Source organism: Blattabacterium cuenoti, from assembly GCF_014251815.1.
Taxonomy (GTDB): Bacteria; Bacteroidota; Bacteroidia; order Flavobacteriales; family Blattabacteriaceae; genus Blattabacterium; species Blattabacterium cuenoti_E.
This window is the reverse complement of the sequence record NZ_CP059202.1, coordinates 231263-253139: the sequence shown is the minus strand read 5'-3', so window position 1 is coordinate 253139 and position 21877 is coordinate 231263. Positions and strand designations below refer to the sequence as shown.

21 protein-coding genes and 1 tRNA gene are annotated in these 21877 nt (G+C 26.7%); 11 read left to right on the top strand and 11 right to left on the bottom strand.

From position 1 onward, the window contains the following. The first annotated feature begins 2 nt into the window (after positions 1 to 2). The gene (locus H0H54_RS01215; RefSeq protein WP_185863461.1) at positions 3 to 1088 is read left to right on the top strand and encodes an LptF/LptG family permease; all 1086 of its coding nucleotides are present in this window, start codon (positions 3 to 5) and stop codon (positions 1086 to 1088) included. On the opposite strand, the gene H0H54_RS01210 is transcribed toward H0H54_RS01215, so the two are convergent. Continuing rightward, on the bottom strand, positions 1089 to 2597 hold the full coding sequence (locus tag H0H54_RS01210) for a Do family serine endopeptidase (protein ID WP_185863460.1): 1509 nt from the start codon (positions 2595 to 2597) through the stop codon (positions 1089 to 1091). Positions 2598 to 2691: 94 nt separating this feature from the next. Between H0H54_RS01210 and dapF the strand changes: the two genes are divergently transcribed. Further along, positions 2692 to 3501 carry a diaminopimelate epimerase gene (gene dapF, locus H0H54_RS01205; RefSeq protein ID WP_185863459.1) on the top strand — a complete coding sequence of 270 codons (810 nt, stop codon included), beginning with the start codon at positions 2692 to 2694 and terminating at the stop codon, positions 3499 to 3501. A gap of 13 nt (positions 3502 to 3514) precedes the next feature. Then, on the top strand, positions 3515 to 4618 hold the full coding sequence (locus tag H0H54_RS01200) for a zinc-binding metallopeptidase family protein (protein ID WP_185863458.1): 1104 nt from the start codon (positions 3515 to 3517) through the stop codon (positions 4616 to 4618). Here H0H54_RS01200 and H0H54_RS01195 read toward each other — a convergent pair. Next, entirely contained in the window at positions 4608 to 5630 is a 1023-nt protein-coding gene (locus H0H54_RS01195; protein WP_185863457.1) for a redox-regulated ATPase YchF, read from the bottom strand. The genes H0H54_RS01200 and H0H54_RS01195 overlap by 11 nt on opposite strands. A 75-nt stretch (positions 5631 to 5705) precedes the next feature. Here H0H54_RS01195 and tatC point away from each other — a divergent pair, with 75 nt between their 5' ends. After that, positions 5706 to 6506 (top strand): twin-arginine translocase subunit TatC, encoded by an 801-nt coding sequence (gene tatC, locus H0H54_RS01190; protein WP_185863456.1) that lies wholly within the window; start codon positions 5706 to 5708, stop codon positions 6504 to 6506. A gap of 52 nt (positions 6507 to 6558) precedes the next feature. Here the strand turns inward: tatC and H0H54_RS01185 are convergent, their stop codons facing one another. Further along, positions 6559 to 7758, bottom strand: a complete 1200-nt coding sequence (locus tag H0H54_RS01185) for an OmpA family protein (protein ID WP_185863455.1) — start codon at positions 7756 to 7758, stop codon at positions 6559 to 6561. A 44-nt stretch (positions 7759 to 7802) separates the two neighbouring features. Continuing rightward, positions 7803 to 8252, bottom strand: coding sequence for an SsrA-binding protein SmpB (gene smpB, locus H0H54_RS01180; RefSeq protein WP_185863454.1), 450 nt, complete (start codon positions 8250 to 8252; stop codon positions 7803 to 7805). Between the two features lie 69 nt (positions 8253 to 8321). Here smpB and H0H54_RS01175 point away from each other — a divergent pair, with 69 nt between their 5' ends. From H0H54_RS01175 to murI, 7 genes are all read left to right on the top strand, one after another. After that, positions 8322 to 9185 carry a transketolase gene (locus H0H54_RS01175; protein ID WP_185863453.1) on the top strand — a complete coding sequence of 288 codons (864 nt, stop codon included), beginning with the start codon at positions 8322 to 8324 and terminating at the stop codon, positions 9183 to 9185. A gap of 17 nt (positions 9186 to 9202) precedes the next feature. Next, positions 9203 to 10174 (top strand): transketolase family protein, encoded by a 972-nt coding sequence (locus H0H54_RS01170; protein WP_185863452.1) that lies wholly within the window; start codon positions 9203 to 9205, stop codon positions 10172 to 10174. Next, positions 10171 to 10500, top strand: a complete 330-nt coding sequence (locus H0H54_RS01165) for a nucleotide pyrophosphohydrolase (protein ID WP_185863451.1) — start codon at positions 10171 to 10173, stop codon at positions 10498 to 10500. The genes H0H54_RS01170 and H0H54_RS01165 overlap by 4 nt, the downstream gene beginning before the upstream one ends. 4 nt (positions 10501 to 10504) lie before the next feature. Continuing rightward, positions 10505 to 11758, top strand: coding sequence for a 3-phosphoshikimate 1-carboxyvinyltransferase (locus H0H54_RS01160; protein WP_185863450.1), 1254 nt, complete (start codon positions 10505 to 10507; stop codon positions 11756 to 11758). A 340-nt stretch (positions 11759 to 12098) separates the two neighbouring features. Continuing rightward, positions 12099 to 12170 (top strand) — tRNA-Glu (locus H0H54_RS01155). Between the two features lie 12 nt (positions 12171 to 12182). Continuing rightward, positions 12183 to 12428: a 30S ribosomal protein S20 gene (rpsT, locus tag H0H54_RS01150; RefSeq protein WP_185863449.1), complete on the top strand. Its 246-nt coding sequence runs from the start codon at positions 12183 to 12185 to the stop codon at positions 12426 to 12428. 80 nt (positions 12429 to 12508) lie between these two features. Next, positions 12509 to 13321, top strand: coding sequence for a glutamate racemase (gene murI, locus H0H54_RS01145; RefSeq protein ID WP_185863448.1), 813 nt, complete (start codon positions 12509 to 12511; stop codon positions 13319 to 13321). Here the strand turns inward: murI and H0H54_RS01140 are convergent. From H0H54_RS01140 to H0H54_RS01110, 7 genes are all read right to left on the bottom strand, one after another. Beyond that, positions 13308 to 15587, bottom strand: a complete 2280-nt coding sequence (locus H0H54_RS01140; protein WP_185863529.1) for an NADP-dependent malic enzyme — start codon at positions 15585 to 15587, stop codon at positions 13308 to 13310. The two genes, murI and H0H54_RS01140, sit on opposite strands and share 14 nt — an antisense overlap. Positions 15588 to 15627: 40 nt before the next feature. Next, a complete protein-coding gene (locus H0H54_RS01135) occupies positions 15628 to 16083 on the bottom strand; it encodes a FixH family protein (RefSeq protein WP_185863447.1) in 456 nt (151 codons plus the stop codon). A gap of 63 nt (positions 16084 to 16146) precedes the next feature. After that, complete coding sequence (locus H0H54_RS01130; protein WP_185863446.1) at positions 16147 to 17025, bottom strand: cbb3-type cytochrome c oxidase N-terminal domain-containing protein; 879 nt, start codon at positions 17023 to 17025, stop codon at positions 16147 to 16149. Then, the gene (locus H0H54_RS01125; protein ID WP_185863445.1) at positions 17015 to 17215 is read right to left on the bottom strand and encodes a cytochrome oxidase; all 201 of its coding nucleotides are present in this window, start codon (positions 17213 to 17215) and stop codon (positions 17015 to 17017) included. Before H0H54_RS01125 ends, H0H54_RS01130 begins: the two co-directional genes overlap by 11 nt. Before the next feature lie 28 nt (positions 17216 to 17243). Continuing rightward, positions 17244 to 19436 carry a cytochrome-c oxidase, cbb3-type subunit I gene (gene ccoN, locus H0H54_RS01120; protein WP_185863444.1) on the bottom strand — a complete coding sequence of 731 codons (2193 nt, stop codon included), beginning with the start codon at positions 19434 to 19436 and terminating at the stop codon, positions 17244 to 17246. Positions 19437 to 19444: 8 nt separating this feature from the next. After that, on the bottom strand, positions 19445 to 19585 hold the full coding sequence (ccoS, locus tag H0H54_RS01115; RefSeq protein ID WP_317168490.1) for a cbb3-type cytochrome oxidase assembly protein CcoS: 141 nt from the start codon (positions 19583 to 19585) through the stop codon (positions 19445 to 19447). A 34-nt stretch (positions 19586 to 19619) separates the two neighbouring features. Next, the gene (locus H0H54_RS01110) at positions 19620 to 21875 is read right to left on the bottom strand and encodes a heavy metal translocating P-type ATPase (RefSeq protein ID WP_185863442.1); all 2256 of its coding nucleotides are present in this window, start codon (positions 21873 to 21875) and stop codon (positions 19620 to 19622) included. Positions 21876 to 21877: the final 2 nt, after the last annotated feature.

Below are 21877 nucleotides of genomic sequence, written 5' to 3'. Positions count from 1 at the left end.
TTATGAAAATAATTGATCGTTATATTATTCGTAATTTCATCGTGACTTTCATATTTATTACTATTTCGATCCAATTTGTGTCCATTATTATAGACCTTTCTCAACGGATGCATCGTTTAGAAAATAATCAAGGATCAATTAAAGAAGCTTTAATCTATTATTATCCTTTTTGGTCTATATGGTTAATGAATACTTTTTCTCCTATTTCCGTTTTTTTGTCTGTTATTTTTTTTACATCTAAATTAACCCATAATTCAGAAATTACAGCCATTTTATCAAGTGGAATTAGTTTTATGAGATTGACAATTCCTTACTTGCTGTCAGCTATTGTAATAGGAACCGTATCTTTAATAATAAATTATTATTTTTTGCCTATAGCTAACAAAAAAAAAAATAAATTTCATTATCAATATCTATTAAGTCCAAGGTACAAAAATAAATATGAAAAAAACCAAACGGTAAGTACTCAAATTTCAAAAAATGAATATATTTTTATCAGAAATTTTTCAAAAAAAGAAAGTATAGGAAAAGAATGTGTATATCAAAAATTTAATGGAAAAAAATTAATATACATTCTAAAATCTAAAAATATTTTTTGGGATAAAAAACATAATATATATATTCTATTCAATTACATAGAAACTACAATCAAAAAAAATCATGATTTTTTGATGATGGGAGATTATAAAATTATAAAATTACCTATAACCCCAGAACAATTTTTACCAGAGGAATATATAGCAGAGACTATGAATATTGATGAATTAAAAAAATTCATCAATATAGAAGAAAACAGAAGAAATATAAATATACATTTAAATGAATATTACCAAAGAACAAGTTTCCCCTTTTCTACTTTAATATTCACCATTTTGGGGTTATCCATATCTACAAAAAGAAAAAAAGGAGAAATTGCTTATAACATGATTATAGGAATGGCATTGGCTTTTTTTTATATTTTTTTTATAGAACTTACAAAAGTATATTCTAACAAAGATTATATTCCTTCTTGTTTTGCTATTTGGCTTCCCAATATTATTTATGGAACAATTACATTGTTCTTTTATTGTAATAGAAGTATGAATTAATTAATTCATTTCAAATCCTACTATATATACTTGTCCATTTTGTTTAATAGATTTTATGGTCACATCTCCTGAGTATTTTTTCAAAACTCGATCAACATCATTAGGTTTTTTCATTTTTTCTCCATTAATAGATAAAATGATATCTCCTTCTTCTAAACCTATAGAACTTAAACGACCTGTTCTTATCTCTTTGATTAGAATCCCATAATCAATTCCAAAATCTTTTTTATATTCTTTACTAATCGGCTCAAATATTGCCCCTAATAATTCAGATGGAGTAATTTCTTCCTTAGTTCTTATTTTTGTTTTTCCTTGTAAATCTTTCAAAATTACATTGAAAGTTTTTTTCTGTCTATTTCGTAGAATATTTACTTTTACTTTATCTCCGGGATATTTTGTTCCCACAATAAACGATAAATCTGCGATATTTTGTATAGGTTTCCCATCTATACTTTTTATGATATCACCTTTTTTAAGTCCGGCATCTGCCGCTCCACTTTTATCAAACACTTCTCCTATTAAGAAACCTTGTTGTGATTTTATATTTTGATGTGTTTCTTTATTATAAGCTTTTAAATATTCTGTTTTAGAAAGATCCATGCCTCTTACTCCTAAATATGCACGTTGCACTGTCCCGTATTTTTTGATATCTTGTATTACTTTTGCTACCAAGTTAGAAGGAGCTGCAAAACTATATCCTATGAAATTTCCTGAAGCGGAAGAAATAGCTGTGTTAATTCCAATTAATTCTCCATTAGCATTGATTAAAGCCCCTCCGCTATTTCCAGGATTTACAGCTGCATCTGTTTGAAAAAAAGATTCAATGGCTGATTGAGTTTCTCCTCTTAATATTCCTAAACTCCTGTTTTTTGCACTTATGATGCCTGCTGTTACAGTAGAGTTTAAATCAAAAGGGTTTCCTATTGCTAAAACCCATTCTCCCACTTGCACTTTATTAGAATCCGAAAAATAAATGAAAGGCAGATTTTTTTCATTTATTTTTAATAAAGCAATATCAGTGCTAGGATCTGTTCCTACTAATTTTGCTTTATAAATTCTTTGGTCACTAAGAGATATTTCTATTTTTTCTGCATCTTTTATGACATGATTGTTCGTCACTATATATCCATCAGGTGATATAATTACTCCAGATCCGTGAAGTCCGGGAGTATCATTTCTTTGAGGTTTTCTTCCTCTGTTATTTTCAAAATCATCAGGAAATCCAAAAAAGAAATCAAATGGATCAAATTGATTATTATATTTTCTTGAATAATTTTTTACATTGACTACTGCATGTATCGTTTTCGACACCACTCTAGTAAAATCAGGAAAACCCGCTGAGCTTACCAATGATGAAGATGAATTTGATGAAGTCAGTCTTGTCTTTGCTGAAGATGATGTATATGGAAACGGGAAAGGAACTTCCTTTACGTATTGTTTATATGCAGCAATAGTCATTATTGAACTCATAATACTACTCAATACAATATAAAAAACTATTTTCTTCATATATAAAAAATAAATAAAATAAATACAAACAACAAAATTAACAAATATATGGAAATTAATAAAAGTTCTGAAAATAATATTAACTTCGTTATATATGAAATTAGATTTTTATAAATATCAAGGAACAGGAAATGATTTTATACTTTTAGATTCTAGGAAAAAAAAAATAGAAAACTCTTTTTTATTCAAAAAATTGTGTGATAGACATTTTGGAATTGGGGCAGATGGAATTATTCTAATTCAAAATGATGATGAATATAAAAGCGATTTTTATATGAAATATTGTAACTCAGATGGGAAAGAAAGTACAATGTGTGGAAATGGAGGAAGATGCGCTGTTTCTTTTGCTAAAAAATTAGGAATTACCCAAAAAAATAAAATTCATTTTCGAGCTATAGATGGACATCATAATGGATTTATAATAAATAATATAGTTTCTATAAATTTGCTTAATGTAGACAGAAATACAATAAAAATTCATCCAGAACATGTTTTTTTAAATACAGGGTCTCCACATCATATTCTATTTTTAGAAAACATAAACGAAAAAAATGTATATGAAGAAGGAAAAAATATTAGATTTCAAAATCCTTATTTTGAAAAAGGAGTAAATGTTAATTTTGTAAAAATACTTGAAAATGATACTCTACAAGTACGTACTTATGAAAGGGGTGTAGAAAACGAAACTTTATCCTGTGGAACAGGAGTTGTGGCTTCTGTTATTGCTGCATGTGAAAAAAATAAAATAAAGAAAAATAAAGATATTTTAGTTCAAACTATTGGAGGAGAATTATGGGTTTCGTTAACAAAAACAAAAAATGAATACAAAAATGTTTCTTTAACCGGAAATGTTCAATTAATATTTGAAGGGTCTATTTTCATAGACAAAGATTGGTTAAAATAAATAAAAAAAAGGAATGAGAATGAGTAATTATTCATATTCAATTAATAGTGATTCTATTAAATTTCTAGAAAAATATTTAAATGAATTTTCTCCAGCAGGAAATGAAAGGGAAGGGCAAAAAATATGGATTGATTATATTAGTTCTTATGTAGAAAAAATACAAACAGATTTGTATGGAACTGCAGTAGGGATCATAAATCCTGGTTCTCCATATAAATTAATAATTGAAGCCCATGTTGATGAAATATCATGGTATGTTAATTATATAACAAAAGAAGGAATAATATATGTTTCTAGCAATGGAGGATCAGACCCCCAAATTTCTCCATCTAAAAGAGTGATCATTCATACGAAAAAAGGATTCGTACATGGAGTGTTTGGATGGCCTGCTATTCATACAAGGAAATCTTCAGAAGAGAAATCCTCACCCCCTAATGTGGATAATATATTTGTAGATATTGGTGTTTCCAATAAGACTGAAGCTATTCAAATGGGAGTTCATGTAGGTTGTATGATTACTTATCCTGATAAGTTTTTGATTATGAATAACAACTATTTTGTTTCTAGAGGGTTAGATAATAAAATAGGAGGTTTTATTATAGCAGAAGTAGCAAAAATGTTAATCGAAAATAGGATTGATTTAAAATTTGGGTTATATATAGTAAATTCAGTTCAAGAAGAAGTAGGGTTAAAAGGAGCTAAAATGATATCTAAAACTATAGAACCTAATGTTGCTATTGTGACAGATGTAACTCATGATACTTATAGTCCTATGATTGATAAAAAAACACAAGGCGATGTTAAATGTGGCCTAGGCCCTGTTATTGTATATGGACCTTCAGTACATAAAAATATTAGAGAATTCATTATTAATATAGCCAACAGTAAAAAAATACATTTTCAACGTTTAGTATCATCTAGGTATACGGGGACGGATACAGATGCTTTTGCTTATTCCAATAAGGGCGTATCATCTGCTTTAATTTCCATTCCTCTTAAATATATGCACACCACAGTAGAAATGGTACATAAAAAAGATGTAGAACAAGCTATATTATTAATTTTTGAAACCTTACAAGGAGTTAATCAAAATGAAAAATTAATTTTTATTGATTAAATAAAAAATGAATGATATCCCCATCTTTTATAAGATAATTTTTTCCCACTAAAAACATTTTTCCTGCTTTTTTTGCATTTTCTTCGGATCCGTATTTTATAAAATCATCATAATGAATGACTTTTGCTCGAATGAACCCTTTTTTTAAATCTGTATGAATAACTGAAGAAGCTTCATAAGCTGTACATGGATTAGAAATACACCAAGATCTAATTTCTTTTTTTCCTACCGTGAAAAAACTTTGTAAGTTTAACAACTTATAAGCCTTTTTAAGTACTTGATCAACTTCTGTACAATCCTCATTTTTTTTTAGAGATAAAATTACTAAAGTAGAATTTTCCATTTCTGCCATTTTTTTCATATTTTCCACATGTAAATTAGTTTTATAATTTGATTCATCATCTACATTACATATATAAATAACAGGTTTAACAGTTAATAATTGTAAATCTTTTATATATTCTTTTTCATGCTCTTGAAATGGATACATTCTAATATTTTTTCCTTCTTTTAAAAAAGAAAAAATTTTTTGCATTATATGTATAGATTTATTGATATGACTATCATTTTTTTTAATGACTTTTTCTATTTTCTTTTCTATCATTTCTAGATCTTTTAACTGTAATTCCATATCAACAATTTCTTTATCTCTAATAGGATTTACAGATCCTTCTACATGAAGGACACTGATGTCATGAAAAAAACGTATTATATGGATAATGACATTTGTTTCACGAATATGAGATAAAAATCTATTTCCTAAGCCTTCTCCCTTATGGGATCCCTTAATCAATCCTGCTATATCTACTATTTTTATTTCGGATGGAATTATTCTAATAGGATTAATGATTTTTTTTAGCACGTATAATCTTTCATCTGGAACTTTAGTAATTCCATAATTTGGCTCTATAGTAGAAAAAGGAAAATTTTCTGATAAAGCTTGGGAATTGGAAATATAATTAAAAAATGTTGATTTTCCTACATTTGGTAGACCTATAATTCCACATTTCATTTATTTATGAAATTTTAAATAAGAAAATTACAATTTTTCTTGAGAAGAAGTTTTATTTTACAAAATAAAATTTTCATGAAAGAAAATAAAATGCCGTTTTGGAAACATATTGAAGAATTAAGAAAACATATAATTCATTGTATTTGTGCAATAATCATTTCAATGATTGTTTTAATGAACAATAAAAATATTATATTCGATTGTATTATTTTTGGTCCAGCAAAAACAGATTTTATTACTTATCGTATATTGTATAAATTTACGAATACTTTTTTAGGAATTCACTTTAACTCACTTTCTTTTTTATACAAAAATTTAGAAATACAAAATAGACAAATATTTGGACAATTTCATATTTATATATGGACTTGTTTTATAGGAGGAGTTATTTTATCTTTTCCTTATGTTTTTTATGAATTTTGGAAATTTATAAAACCAGCTCTTTCAGATGAAGAAAAAAAATATTCAATATGGATATTAGTTGTGGTCTCTTTTTTATTTTTGTTAGGAGTTTTTTTTGGTTATTTCATATTATGTCCATTTTTAATTCATTTTGGATATTCTTTTAGAATAAGTAACCTCCCCAAAAACATATTTGATTTATCAGATTATATTTCTTTAATTCTGCATTCAGTATTTTCTATGGGGATTGTTTTTTTATTTCCATTTATTATATTCTTTTTAACTAAAATCGGATTGGTTTCTTATTCATTTTTGAGAAAATACAGAAAACATGCTTTTTTTGTTATGTTAGTTATAGCTTCTGCTATAACGCCTGGAGATATTTTAAGTACAATCATTGTATTAATTCCTCTTATAATACTTTATCAAATAAGTGTATACATATCTTTTTATGTCAACAAAAAAGTCTCTTGACTATTTATTTTCAAGAGACTTTTTTGTTTTTGGTTATAGATATTTTTGTTTATTATTTTCGTATTATGATTTCAACACATCGTCCTTTTTTCTTTTCAACTCCTAGTCCTCTAACTTCCATTCTAGAAGGATTTACTCCTTTAGATACCAAAGCATAAAAAACGGAACGTGCTCTTTTTAAAGACAATATTTTGTTAAAATATAATTTTCCATGAGTATCTGCATATCCATTTACATAAAATTTTGAATTAGGAATACGATTTATCATGATTTTTGCAATTTTATTGATTTTCATTAAAGAACGAGTAGATAATGAAAATTTTCCTATCCCAAATAAAATGGGATTAAAAACTATGTCAGGACATCCTTTATTTTCTTTTTTTCCAAATTGATTGGGACACAAATCTTCATTATCTAAAATTCCATCATTATCTGAGTCTTCACAACAAATTTTTTGTTCAACCTCTTTTTCTTTTTCAGAATCAGATACAGAATCTTTTTCTTTTTCAGAATCAGATACAGAATCTTTTTCTTTTTCAGAATCAGATACAGAATCTTTTTCTTTTTCAGAATCAGATACAGAATAATTGTCTTGATTTTCTGTTACAATTTTATGATCATGATCAATTTTTAAATTTCCGAAACGAAAAATTAATCCTACATTATGTTTCCAAAAATTTAGATAATCTCTTGATTGTTTAGCAAATACATGATTGTAAGTGCTTTGTAAATTAAGCCCAAAATTAGATACTAACCATAAATTTAAACCCAAACCTCCATCTATAAGAAAAAAATTCTTTTTATTCGTTTTAAAATATTTTGTATCTGAAATCTCCAACTCTCTATTGACATAACTATCCGATTTATAGTGTCCTATCCCTAATCTTAAGTAAGGATCCAATTTGTAATGAGGTATAATATATAAATTAATCCCATTACTTAACTTTACAAAAAAGTTATTGTCTACTTTCCATCTCGAATTGTCTACCATTCCGTATGAAGCATCTAAATATAAACCTATATGTTTCTTGATATTATGTTCCAGTTCTATACTGGAAATAACTGGATGAAAGCTGTTATTTCTTTTAAGAAAAAAACCTTTAAAAGGAGACCTTATAGGATAATAATTTATGTCATGCGTTCCTATTCTAACAAACCATTTTTCTTTTTTCGAATCTTGAGATTGGGAAAAAACAAAAACAGATGAAAAAAAAGTAAATAAAGCAACAATAAAAAAGTTGACGTTTTTCATAAAACTATAATTTCTTTTAATCTAAACAAAACAAATATAATAAATTAAATACGATTTTTAAATTTTAAAGATCGATTAATTTCTTTCAAAAAATCTTTCTTTCGTAAAGATTCACGTTTATCATGTGTCTTTTTCCCTTTAGCTAAAACTATTTTCAGTTTTATGTATCCTTTATCATTAAAGAATAATTCTATGGGAATTAAAGTTAACCCAGGGTCTTTTAATTTTTTATTGATTCTTATCAATTCTTGTTTCTTTAATAACAGTTTCCTTTCTCTTCTAATTGAATGATTCCAGTTTGTTCCAAATTTATATTCATCTATGTACATATTGATAGAATACAACTCTCCATGTTTTATTTGACAAAAACTTTCCATAATATTAGCTTTATTTTGTCTTATAGATTTTACTTCTGTTCCAAACAATTGTATTCCAGCTATATAATGCTCAATAAAATGATACTTAAATTTTGCTTTTCTATTTAGAATACTCATAATTAAATGTTACTTTTGTGAAACATGATATAGATAAATGCAAAAATATACAAACAACAAATGATGAATATGAATATGAATATAAGTTATTTAAAAAACTTGTGTATTCAAGTGAGGCGAGATATTTTACGTATGGTACATGATGCAAAGTCTGGACATCCTGGTGGGTCTTTAGGATGTACAGAGTATTTTGTGGCTTTATATCAAAAAATTATGTATTATGATCCAAATCAATTTACCATGGATGGAAAAGGGGAAGACCTTTTTTTCTTGTCTAATGGCCATATATCTCCTGTTTATTATAGTATATTAGCTCGTTCTGGTTTTTTTTCTATTAAAGAATTATCCACTTTTAGAAAGTTAAATTCTCGTTTACAAGGTCATCCTACTGTGCATGGCGGATTACCAGGAATACGAATTTCTTCCGGTTCTTTAGGACAAGGAATGTCTGTATCCATTGGTGCTGCCTTATCAAAGAAACTCAATAATGAATTGAATAGAATTGTTTACAGTTTACATGGAGATGGAGAATTAAATGAAGGCCAAATTTGGGAAGCGGTTCTATATGCAGGTTCTAGGAAAATAGATAATTATATAGCCACTATAGATTACAATGGACAACAAATAGATGGGAGTACGGATGAAGTCCTCCCTTTGGGGAATTTAAAAAAAAAATTTGAATCTTTTGATTGGAAGGTTTTAGAAGAATTAGAAGGAAATAATATAGAGAAAGTAATTAACATTTTAAAAAAAGCTAAAAATGAAACAGGGAAAGAAAAACCTGTTTTGATCATATTATATACTAAAATGGGATATGGTGTAGATTTTATGGTAGGAAATAACGCATGGCATGGAAAACCTCCTAATAAAGAAGAACTAAAAAAAGCTTTATATCAACTTCCTAAAACTCCTTTAGGAGATTATCCATTGTAAATAAAAATATGCGTTTTATGAAACAGTATGAGAATAAAGGATTAAAAGAAACTAGAGCTGGTTTTGGCAAGGCTTTAACTTTTTTGGGTAGAACAAATCATAGAATCGTTGCATTATGTTCGGACCTTAAGACTTCTTTGTTTATGGATCAGTTTTCGAAAGAATTTCCTGAAAGATTTTTTCAAATAGGAATTGCAGAAGCTAATATGATAGGGATAGCATCCGGACTTAGTATTGGTAAATATATTCCATTTACCGGAACATTTGCTAATTTTTCAACATCTCGTGTTTATGACCAAATCCGTCAATCTATTGCTTATTCTTACAAAAATGTAAAAATATGCGCCTCTCATTCTGGATTAACTCTAGGAGAAGATGGGGCCACACATCAAAGTTTAGAAGATATAGGAATGATGAAAATGCTACCTGGGATGGTTGTTATTAATACTTGTGATTATAATCAGACCTATGCAGCTACTTTAGCGATATCGAATTATTTAGGGCCAGTATATTTGCGTTTTGGTCGTCCTGCTGTAGCTAATTTTACAAATGAAAATCAAATATTCGAAATAGGAAAAGCGGTAGTTTTAACGGAAGGAAAAGATGTTACTATTGTTAGCACAGGACATTTAGTTTGGGAATCTTTAGAAGCATCTAGAATTTTATATAAAAAAAAAGGAATAGAATGTGAAGTGATTAATATTCATACAATTAAACCATTAGATAATTATACTATTTTAAAATCTATTAATAAAACAAAATGTGTTGTTACTGCAGAAGAACACAATTATTGGGGGGGGTTAGGAGAAAGTGTAGCTAGAATATTAACTACTAATAAATGTCCTGTTGTTCAAAGTTTAGTGGCCGTTAACGATACTTTTGGAGAAAGTGGAAAACCCATGGAGCTTTTAAAAAAATATAAAATTAATTGTGATTCTATTATAAACCATGTTCAATTCGTTTTGAACAAAAAAAATATAAATAATTGAAAATAAATAATTTACAAAAATTAGTTCATAATTGGATAATCAATCATGGAGTTCGTTATTTTGATATACTGACTAATACAATTCTTTTATCTGAAGAAGTAGGGGAAGTTTCTAGAATTATTGCTAGAAATTATGGAGAACAATCAAAACAAAAAAATTGTAAAAAAAATGAAGATCTTGGAGAAGAATTATCAGATGTATTATTTGTTATAGTTTGTTTAGCAAATCAAACTGGAATTGATTTGGAAGAATCCTTTAATAAAAAATTAAAAAAAAAAGAAATTAGAGATCATGCTAGACATCACGAAAATAAAAAATTAAAATAAAAATATGCCTTCTTATATTAAGATTTATAAAGATCCAAATTCCTTATATGGTTCTATATCTATAACAGGATCTAAAAGTATATCTAATCGTCTTTTAATTTTAAAAGCTATTCATAAAGATGATATTCATATTGAAAATCTTTCTAATTGTGAAGATACAGAAGTATTAAAAAAAAGTTTAATGAGTCCCTCTAATAAATTAGATATTCATCATGCTGGAACTGCTATGCGTTTTTTAACTTCTTATTTCTCTATACAAGAGGGAAGAAAAGTAATATTAACAGGATCGTATAGAATGAAAAATAGACCGATTTATATACTTGTAGAAGCTCTAAAAAAGTTGGGATCTAAAATTTTCTATTTGGAAAAAGAAGGATATCCTCCAATACAAATTTTTGGGAAGAAAATTTTAGGTGGAGAAATAGATATGAATGCGGAAATTAGTAGTCAATATATAAGTTCTCTTATGTTAATAGCTAGTCAACTTAGAATAGGATTAAAAATTTTTCTTAAAGGAAATATCACATCTATTCCTTATATAAAAATGACTTTTGATTTACTTACTCTAGCTGGAATAAAAACAAATTGGAAAGAAAGAATTATCCATATTTATCCAGTAAAAAAAAAATATAAAAAACGTTTTTATGTAGAATCAGATTGGAGCTCAGCTTCTTACTATTATTCTATGGCTGCTATTGCAAAAAATAGTCATATTATTTTACGTTCATATGATAATAATAGTTTACAAGGAGACAAAGAAGTCTCATACATATATGATAAATATTTTGGAATTAATACCGTTTTTGATAAAAATGTGATAAAATTAAAGAAAAAATTGAATTTTTTATCTCCAAAATTTATTGAGTTAGATTTAAATAAAACACCAGATCTTGCTCAAACTATTGTTGTTACTTGTGTTGCTATTGGTGTAAAATGTAGTTTAAAAGGATTAGAAACATTGAAAATTAAAGAAACAGATAGATTACAAGCATTAAAAGAAGAGCTTTTTAAAGCTGGAGTTATAATAGAAATTACGGATTCTTATTTAGAAATAAAAGATTTTTATAAAAAAAGAATTAATTCTTTCATCAGAATTAAAACTTATCAAGATCATAGGATGGCAATGTCTTTTTCTGCATTGGGATTATGTTATGATTCTATACAAATAGAAGACCCGAATGTTGTGGAAAAATCATATCCCAATTTTTGGGAAGATTTAAAATCTTTAGGTTTTTTAGTTGATTTTTATGAAAAATAAAGAATTCTTCCTTTATTCTATGGCTGCTATATATAACCATCCCTATATTCCTATTACTTAAGATAAGTAAGTCTCCTTTTTATTTATTTTGTGATAATAGAAACAAAACATTTTAGAAAATAAAAGAATAACAATCTATTACAGATTTAGAATTCCCTCCATATTCAATTCATATTATATGGATGATCATAAAAATTACAAGTAAAATAATTATGAAATTGATAAGAAATTTTTATTGTTTTAAAGGAAATTGATCAAAAAAAAGATATAGTCAAATGTAAATAAAATACTTGTATTAAATATAAAAAAAATTTAATTTGTGTCATTAATTTTGTATATAGGCCCATTCGTCTATTGGTTAGGACGTCAGGTTTTCATCCTGGAAAGAGGGGTTCGATTCCCCTATGGGCTATAATTATTTTTTATGGCAAATCATTTATCTTCTTTAAAAAGAATCAGACAAAATCATGCTAGACGTTTACATAACAAATATGTATATAAAAGCACTAAGACTGCTATAAAAAAATTGTTAGTTGATAAAAATCAAAAACAATATTCTACTGTCATTTCCATGATAGATAAATTAGCAAAAAAAAATATTATACATATGAATAAAGCTGCTAGGTTGAAAAAAAAATTAAGTAAAAAGCTACTTTATAAACTTATTTGATCAAGTTAATCAAACATCCAATTTTTATATGTATTTGTTTTTATAATATAATTTGTTCTCCTTTTAATTTAATTTAAAATATGAAAATAAGTCCATTATCTCCAATAGGAGTATTTGATTCTGGAATTGGCGGACTTCTTATAGCTAAAGAAATGAAAATTCAAATGCCTAATGAATATTTTATTTATTTCGGGGACACCCAAAATATGCCTTATGGAGAAAAGTCTAGAGAATTTATTAGAAATAACTCTTTAAAAATCGCTTCTTTTCTTTATAAAAAAAATTGTAAAGCTTTAGTTATTGCATGCAATTCTATCGTATCTAATGCTTTAGACCTGATTCAAAAAAAATTTCATAAAAAAATATTAATATTTAATGTCATAGATCCTGTAGTAAAGAATACAATTTTTCTTTCTTATAAAAAAATAGGAATAATTGCCACGCCTGCTACCATACATTCCAATTTTTATATAAAAAAAATAAAAAAATATTATCATCATTTAGATATAGTTCAAATATCTACTCCTTTATTAGCTCCCATTATAGAAAATGGTTGGGAAATGAAAAAAATAAGCCCTGTTATCAACAGTTATTTAAATCATTTTAAATCAATAGATGCTATATTATTAGCTTGTACTCATTATTTATTTTTAAAACAAGAAATAGATAATTTTTATCATGGAAAAGTTCATTTAATTGATATACAAAAAATAGTGGTGAAAGAGATAAGGAAAAAGTTAATCGAAAACAAATTGTTATGTATACATTCTACATGGGGGAGGTTACCTGTTTTTTATACGTCGAGTCATAGACCTATTTTTTTTGAAAAAAAAGTTCGAATTCTTTTTGGGAAAAAAGTTTTTTTTAAGACACATGTTTTTAATTTTGTCTGATTTGCGCATCGATCACAGCCAAAGTAGTTAAATTTACTATTTCTTCTATACTAGATTGCATTTGCATAACATGTGCAGGTTTTCGCATTCCTAACATTATAGGACCTATGGTTTGAACATCTCCTAATCCTCTAATAAATTTATAAGTCAAATTTCCTGATTCTAAATTGGGGAAAATAAAAATATTTGCTCTTTTTTTAACAAGTTTTGAAAAAGGAAATTTTTTGGATAATAAAAATTCATTCAAAGCAAAATCAGGTTGTATTTCTCCATCTACTATCAAATCTGGATATTTTTTATGTAAAAAGGATACTGTTTGAGAAACTTTATAGGATGTTTTTGAATCAGATGAAAAATTTTGAAATGATAACATAGCTATACGTGGTTCAATATCAAAGTTTTTAACTACGTGAGAAGCCATTAAAGCTATTCTAGCTAGTTCCTCGCTTGTTGGATCTGGAATAACAGCTGTATCTGCCAAAAATAGAGGGCCCCGTTTTGTTAATAAAATCATCATTCCTGCTGTTTTATGTACAAAATCAGCTTTTCCTATGACTTCTAACATAGGACGTAAACTTAATGAAAAACTTCTAGAATATCCTGTAATAACAGCATCTGCTTTTTCTTGATCTACCATCATTGCGCCAAAATGATCATTATTACGCATACGAATTATTGAATCATATAAAGTTAAACCTTTTCTATTTCTTTTTTTCCAAAGAATTTTAGCAAATTCTTCTCCTATTTTTATATTTTCTTCTTTTTCTGGATCTATAATTTCTAGTTCAACATCTAAATGATTTTCACGAATCAAACGTTTGATGCGCTCTTCATTTCCTATAACTATAGGGTTATAAACAATTCCTTCTTCATGAAGAATTTGAACAGACTTTAAAATGTCGTATTCTTCTCCATTACAAAAAACAATTTTTTTAGGATTTGTACGTGCTCTATTTTGAATCATTCTAAGCATTTTACTTTCATACCCCATTCTATCAAGTAATTTTTCTTTATAGATTTTCCAATCTGAAATAGGGTTTTTTGCTACTCCAGAATCCATAGCAGCTTTTGCTACAGCAGGAGCAACACGAGTAATTAAACGATTATCAAAAGGTTTCGGAATAATATATTCTTTTCCAAAAGAAATATTTTTTTTATTATAAACAATATTTACCTGTTCTGGTACAGGTTCTTTTGCTAAAGAAGCTATTGCATATATGGCCGCAAGTTTCATTTCATCATTTATAACATGAGCATGAACATCTAGCGCCCCTCTGAATATATAAGGAAATCCTAATACATTATTCACTTGATTGGGATAATCACTTCTCCCCGTAGCCATAATGACGTCTGAACGGACTTTAATAGCTAAGTTATAATCTATTTCTGGATCAGGATTAGCCATGGCAAACACAATTGGATCTTTAGCCATATTTTTTAACATGTCAGGAGTTAATATCCCCCCTATAGATAAACCTATGAAAACATCTGCTTGATCAATAGCTTGTTCCAATTTTTTAATGGGATAAATATTTACGGAAAACTCTTTTTTTTCCTTGTTTAAATCCTTCCTTGAAGTATGTAATAATCCTTTACTATCAAACATAAGAATATTTTCAGGTTTAACTCCAAGTTGTTTATATGTTCTAGCACAAGAAATAGCTGCAGCACCAGCTCCATTAATTACCATTTTAACTTCATGAATTTTTTTTCCTACATAAGTAATAGCGTTTAGTAATGCAGCTCCAGAAATAATAGCCGTTCCATGTTGATCATCATGCATAACGGGTATATTAAGTTCTTTTTTAAGTCTTCTTTCAATTTCAAAAGCTTCTGGAGCTTTTATATCTTCCAAATTAATTCCTCCAAAAGTAGGAGCAATTGCTTTGACTGTTTCTATAAATTTTTCTGGATCTGATTCATCTATTTCTATATCAAAAACATCAATACCGGAAAATATTTTAAATAAAAGAGCCTTACCCTCCATAACTGGTTTAGAAGCTAATGCTCCAATATCCCCGAGACCTAATACAGCCGATCCATTAGTAATTACTGCTACAAGATTTCCTTTAGATGTATATTTATATGCTTCTATTGAAGAACGTGCTATTTCCTTACAAGGCTCAGCTACCCCTGGAGAATAAGCAAGAGATAAATCTCTTTGACTGCTATATTTTTTTGTAGGAGTGATTTGTATTTTTCCAGAAGGAAACTGACTATGATAATTTAAAGATTCTTTACGAAAATTACTTATATTTTTTCTCATTATGTTTAATAATATTAAAATTTGTAAGACAGGTAAAATTTTATTTTTTTTCATTCCAAAAAATATCTTTTTCAAAAAAATATTTTTTACTTGTTTTCCATCTAATTATAAGTTTATAATATCCTTTTTTTAAAAATTTTTTGGGAATCAATAATATTTTTTTGGAAGAGCTCAATATTTTGAAAGACCGCGTAAAGTCTAAATCTTTAGAAGAAGATCTAAATAAAGTAAAAAATCCATGAATATCATTATTAACAGGAGGAAATACTACTTCAATACCAGAATGTAAAATAAAAACTTTTATTTTTTCAGGAAGTTTTAACACATTTTTTTTTTGATTTATAATTTCTTGATATTTCATTTCATCTTCATAATATCTATCCGAAACAAGCTGGCTTTCTACATGTGGAAAAATGAAAGCTATGTAAATAATAAAGGTTATAAAAACAATTAAAGAGAACATAACCCCAATATCCCAATTGAATTTAATTTTCATAATTAAAATTTTAAATATTTTCAAATAAGAAAACTTTGATGATAGTAAAAATCACTAAATCACTTATATTTTACTCCATTCTGTTATTTTTATTCCTTGGGGTCCTTTATTTTTTAAAGGCTTTTTATATTTTTGATTTATAAAATAAACATAACTGGATATTTTTTCAATATCATTTCCTTTAATTTCTCCTGATTTCCCAAAAGCACGCATAGTTGGATTATTCTCACTCCCATTCCATATTATATAAAATATGTTTTTAAATAAATCTTTTTCTTTTACATTAATCCAATAATCATCTGTTAAATTAGGACCTATATTTCCGCTCCCATCCAACTGATGACAAGTCGCACAATTTTCCTCAAAAAGAACTTTTCCACTATTGATAGAATCTTCCTTAAAAGAAGCTTTTTCTATAGTTACTTGGGGAGTATTTTTTTCAAAAATTTCAATTTCTCTTAATTGATTTTTATAAGCTATATCATATTCTTTATAAGGATTAGAAAAATCTATGAATAAATAAGAAAAAAAATAAATTGCGGAAAAAATAATTGTAAGATAAAAAAGATGAACCCACCACATGGGTAATTTATTATCTAGTTCTATGATCCCGTCAAAACCATGATCTATTTTTTTTACTTCATCATATTTAGGATTGTAAAATATAAATCTGTAAAACCTATATAAATAATTCCCTTCATTTTCTTTAATAATCCTTTTTCTTTCTTCTTCTGAAAAAGATTGCAATTTTTTGTAAAAAATTAAACTATTAATAGATTCTAAAATATACAACAATATTGTAGTTATAATAAAAAAAAATATGATAATAGGATGTAATAAATAAGATATATGATTATGACTTACAAGAAATACATAAAGCGTAAATATTATAATAGACAAAAAAGAAGGGATCATAATAAAAGAAGGAACTTTAGACCTCATAATCTTTCCTTTTTTTTTCTTCTTCTAATTCTAAAGGGATTAAACTTATTTTATGATAATATTTTTTAGATTTTGAAAACACAAAAAATATTATAAAAAAAAATGACAATAAAAATAAAATTAATATTAAAGATTGAAAAATGCCTATATTTTTTTCACCTGTAAAATATTGCTTAAAAAAACTTATCATAAATTTTTGAATTTATTTATCCATCCGTTTAAGATTTGATATCTGTTCCTAATTTCTGTAAATAAGCAATAATAGCTATAACTTCTCTTTTTTCTAATGGAATAAACTTTTCTTTTTCCACTTTCTTTTGTTGATTTATTTCTTTTTTCAAACTTGGATATTCTTGATAAATTTCACGTACAATTTTACTTGCTTGATGATCCATATCTTGATTTATATTTTTTATGTACTCCGAAGTATATGGTACTCCTAATTTTATCATTGCTTTTATTTTCTTTTCCGTATTAGATCTATCCAATTTATTATAAATCAACCAAGGATATCTTGGCATAATAGACCCAGGAGAAGTAGAACGAGGATTATACATATGATTAAAATGCCAAGAATTTGGATTTTTGCCTCCTTCTCTAGCCAAATCTGGCCCTGTTCGTTTAGAACCCCAAAGAAATGGATGATCATATACAAATTCACCGGCTTTAGAATACTCTCCATAACGTACTACTTCATCTCTAAATGGACGAACTTGCGCACTATGACAAGCATTACATCCTTCTCTAACAAATAAATCTCTACCTTCTAATTCTAAGGCTTTGTAAGGTTTCACGTTATGAATTGTAGGAACGTTAGATTTTATTACTAAAGTGGGGATAATTTCTATAAATCCACCAATAGCTACTGCTATAAAAGAGAGAATTGTTAATTGTATTGGTTTTTTTTCCAACCAATTATGAAATGTTTCACTTTTGTTTTTTACAGAAACACCATATAATGGATCACATTGAAATTTTTCATTATCTAATGAATAACCTTGTCTGATTGTTTTAAAAATATTATAAATCATTAAAATAAAACCGAAGAAATAAATAATTCCACCTATAAATCTCATTTTATAAAATGGGATAATAGATAAAACAGAATCCAAAAAATTTTTATAAGCTAAAGTGCCATCAGGATTAAATTTCTTCCACATAATAGATTGCAAAATAGACCCAAAATACATGGGAAAAATATATAAAATAATCCCAAAAACACCTAACCAGAAATGAATATTAGCCAATAATATAGAATATAACTTCGTATTCCATATTTTTTGAGTCAACCAATATATAATACCAAAAGCCATGAAGCCATTCCACCCTAAAGTTCCTAAATGTACATGAGCTATTACCCAGTCCGTAAAATGTCCTATTGAATTTAGAGTTTTAGTCGCTAACATGGGGCCTTCAAAAGTCGCCATTCCATAACAAGTAATTCCAACTACAAAAAACTTTAAAACTGGATTCGTTTTCATTTTATTCCAAGCGCCTCTTAAAGTAAGTAATCCATTTAACATTCCGCCCCAAGAAGGAGCAATAAGCATAATTGAAAAAATAGTACCTAACATTTGTGCCCAATTAGGAAGAGATGTATACATTAAATGATGAGGGCCAGCCCAAATATATATAAATATTAATGACCAAAAATGTATAATAGAAAGTTTGTAAGAAAAAATGGGTTGATTGGATGCTTTTGGTACAAAATAATACATTAAACCCAATATAGGTGTAGTTAAAATAAATGCTACAGCATTATGACCATACCACCATTGCATTAAAGCGTCTTGTACTCCAGCATATATAGAATAACTTTTAAAGGATAAAAGAGATATAGGTAATTCAAGATTGTTAAATACATGTAACATTCCTACAGCGACCCATGTTCCTAATAAAAACCAAATGCTAACATATAAATGTTGAATTTTTCTTTTCAAAATGCTTCCAATCATATTTATTCCGTAAATAATCCAAATAAATAATACCCCTATATCTATAGGCCATTCATGTTCAGCATATTCTTTACTTGTATTAATCCCTAATAAAAAAGTAATCCAAGTAGAAACAATAAATATTTGCCATCCCCAAAAATGGATCCAACTTAGAACATCACTAAAAATTCTCGTTTTTAACAAACGTTGTAAAGCATAATAATATCCTGTAAAAATAATATTTCCTACAAAAGCAAAAATAGCAGTACTTGTATGTAACATTCTCCATCTTCCAAATCCCAAAATACCTTGAGAATCCTTTAAATTATTACCCAAAATAAGTTCTGGCACTTCTGGAAAGAATAATAATAAGGCTATAAATAACCCAGCTAAAAATCCAATCAAAGCCCAAAATATTGTAGCATACAAAAAAGCTTTTACAATACTGTTGTTATAATAATATGTCTTTAATTTCATCTAAAAATTTAATTTTTTTCAAAATCATCAATATCATCAATTAAAATTCTAATACTAGGAGATTCATAATCATCAAATTGTCCAGAATAAAGACAAATTAAAAAAAATATGAGAAAAAATGCCCCCAAAGAAACACTAGATAATATCATAATAATTAATATGTCCATGAGAAAAATGATATAACTAAAATATTAATTTTCTTGAAATGATCCAAGTAGATATAATAGAAAAAAAAATTACGGAAAAAGAACTTAAAGGCATTAAAATAGCAGCTATAAAAGGTCTTAAGTTTCCGGTAATTGCAAAATAAATTCCTATGACATTATAAAATAAACTAATCATAAAATTAATAAATACTAATTTTCCAGATACTTTAGATACTTTTAAAAAAAAATAAATTTTATTTAAACAACTGGATTCTATAAAAGCATCACAAGTTGGGAAAAAACTAGTAGGATTTTCAGATACAGAAACCCCAACTTCACTTTGATTCAACGCTGCACAATCATTAATTCCATCCCCAAACATCATAACTTTTTCTCCTTTCTTTTGTAATTGTTTAACACAATTTAGTTTATCTTCAGGACTTTGACTAAAAAAAACCTTACTTGATTTTGGTAAAATAGATTTTAAATACTTTTTTTCTAAATCATTCTGATCACCAGAAAGAATAAAAATATTGTATTCTTTTAAATATTGAAACATTTTTTCTATTCCCTTACGATAATAATTTCTAAATAAAAAATAACCTATGAATTTATTATTTATAGAAATAAATACTTTTGTATGATTGATTCCGTGTTCATTAATTGTATTATTTGGAATATCTAAATATTTTTGAGTTCCAATTTTAACTGATATATTTTTTACAACACCTTCTAATCCTTTTCCTAGAATTTCTCTAAAATTTTTTATAGAATAGAAATCTTTTATAGATAATTCTGATAATATTTTTTGACTTAAAGGATGACTTGAATTTTTTAATAAGGAAGCTATAATTTTTTTTTCTTCGTGTTCCATATTTCCTACAAAAGAAATTTTGTCTTTATTTATATCAGTTATGGTTCCAGTTTTATCAAATATTAAAGTTCTTACTGAAGAGATTCTTTCCATTGTAAAAATATCTTTTATATAAAAACCTTTTTTTGAAAAAAAACGTATCATACTTCCGAAAATTAATGGAGAAGAAAGGACCAAAGCGCAAGGACAAGTAATAATTAAAACAGAAAAAACTGTCTGAAAAACTTTTGAAGAGTCATCACTAAAAAATCCCCAGTACATTCCAGTTAAGATCGAAATTATCAAAATAGTAGGAGTAAAATATTGACTAAATCTATTGGATATTGAACTTAAATCAAATTGATAAGAATATTGATTAGGTTTATTCTTGTTCCATAACAGACTCAAATAACTGTGATCCACATTTTTAATTACTTTTATAAGAATAGCTTCTCCTTTTTGTTTAGAACCAGCATAAATTCGTTCTCCTTTTTTTTTAGGAATCAAATAGGATTCTCCTGTAATAAAACTATTATCTAATACAGCATTTCCTTTTATTAATATAGAATCGGTAGGAACAATTTCCTCATTTCTTATTAAAATTAAATCTCCTTTTTTTAAAGAAGAAAGCAAAACTTTTTCTTCTTTTTTGTCATTTTTATCATTGTATATTTTTGTTATCAAAATTGGATAAAAAGATTTATAATTTTTATCAAAAGATAAAATTTTATTATGAGTATATACTTGAAACATCCTACTTATAAGTAGAAACAATGAAAAACTAGAAAGACTATCAAAATATCCAGAACCTAAATCAAAAAAAACTTCATAACAACTCCATAAAAAAAGAACTAATATTCCAATAGAAATTGGAACATTTATATTCAAAATATGTTTTTTTAATCCTAAAATAGCATATCTGATATGATCAGTAATAGAAAATATCACGACAGGACAAGCTAAAACCATCATCAAATAACGAAAAAAATTACGATTTTCCACAAACCACATGTCTTCTTGTCGAGCTCCTACATATTCTGGAATAGCTAAAAGCATAATATTGCCAAAACAAAAAAAATAAACAGCTAATTTTCCTATCAATTTTCTATCAAATAAATTTTGATTTCTTTTTCTATTTTCTATAGAATCAAAATTAATAGATGGTCTATATCCTATATTGTCTAGTAATTTGGCTATATCACTGAGCTTGAACTCAATATTATTGAATGTTATCCAAATTTGTTTACTATAGAAATCAACAGTTGAATTAAAAATATTTTTGTATAATTTCGGTAATCTTTCTAAAACCAAAACACAAGAACTACAGTGAATAGAAGGAATGATGAAACGAACTGTAGTTATATTTTTATGATTGAAATCGATTATTTTATTTGCAATTTTTTCATCATCAAGAAAATCAAAATTTTTTTCTTTTTTCATGC

Bases quoted from the DNA above. Each gene is read 5' to 3' on its own strand.
- H0H54_RS01215 (WP_185863461.1), top strand. From the start codon at position 3: ATGAAAATAATTGATCGTTATATTATTCGTAATTTCATCGTGACTTTC.
- H0H54_RS01210 (WP_185863460.1), bottom strand. From the start codon at position 2,597: ATGAAGAAAATAGTTTTTTATATTGTATTGAGTAGTATTATGAGTTCA.
- dapF (WP_185863459.1), top strand. From the start codon at position 2,692: ATGAAATTAGATTTTTATAAATATCAAGGAACAGGAAATGATTTTATA.
- H0H54_RS01200 (WP_185863458.1), top strand. From the start codon at position 3,515: ATGAGAATGAGTAATTATTCATATTCAATTAATAGTGATTCTATTAAA.
- H0H54_RS01195 (WP_185863457.1), bottom strand. From the start codon at position 5,630: ATGAAATGTGGAATTATAGGTCTACCAAATGTAGGAAAATCAACATTT.
- tatC (WP_185863456.1), top strand. From the start codon at position 5,706: ATGAAAGAAAATAAAATGCCGTTTTGGAAACATATTGAAGAATTAAGA.
- H0H54_RS01185 (WP_185863455.1), bottom strand. From the start codon at position 7,758: ATGAAAAACGTCAACTTTTTTATTGTTGCTTTATTTACTTTTTTTTCA.
- smpB (WP_185863454.1), bottom strand. From the start codon at position 8,252: ATGAGTATTCTAAATAGAAAAGCAAAATTTAAGTATCATTTTATTGAG.
- H0H54_RS01175 (WP_185863453.1), top strand. From the start codon at position 8,322: ATGAATATGAATATAAGTTATTTAAAAAACTTGTGTATTCAAGTGAGG.
- H0H54_RS01170 (WP_185863452.1), top strand. From the start codon at position 9,203: ATGAAACAGTATGAGAATAAAGGATTAAAAGAAACTAGAGCTGGTTTT.
- H0H54_RS01160 (WP_185863450.1), top strand. From the start codon at position 10,505: ATGCCTTCTTATATTAAGATTTATAAAGATCCAAATTCCTTATATGGT.
- rpsT (WP_185863449.1), top strand. From the start codon at position 12,183: ATGGCAAATCATTTATCTTCTTTAAAAAGAATCAGACAAAATCATGCT.
- murI (WP_185863448.1), top strand. From the start codon at position 12,509: ATGAAAATAAGTCCATTATCTCCAATAGGAGTATTTGATTCTGGAATT.
- H0H54_RS01140 (WP_185863529.1), bottom strand. From the start codon at position 15,587: ATGAGAAAAAATATAAGTAATTTTCGTAAAGAATCTTTAAATTATCAT.
- H0H54_RS01135 (WP_185863447.1), bottom strand. From the start codon at position 16,083: ATGAAAATTAAATTCAATTGGGATATTGGGGTTATGTTCTCTTTAATT.
- H0H54_RS01130 (WP_185863446.1), bottom strand. From the start codon at position 17,025: ATGAGGTCTAAAGTTCCTTCTTTTATTATGATCCCTTCTTTTTTGTCT.
- H0H54_RS01125 (WP_185863445.1), bottom strand. From the start codon at position 17,215: ATGATAAGTTTTTTTAAGCAATATTTTACAGGTGAAAAAAATATAGGC.
- ccoN (WP_185863444.1), bottom strand. From the start codon at position 19,436: ATGAAATTAAAGACATATTATTATAACAACAGTATTGTAAAAGCTTTT.
- ccoS (WP_317168490.1), bottom strand. From the start codon at position 19,585: ATGATATTATCTAGTGTTTCTTTGGGGGCATTTTTTCTCATATTTTTT.
- H0H54_RS01110 (WP_185863442.1), bottom strand. From the start codon at position 21,875: ATGAAAAAAGAAAAAAATTTTGATTTTCTTGATGATGAAAAAATTGCA.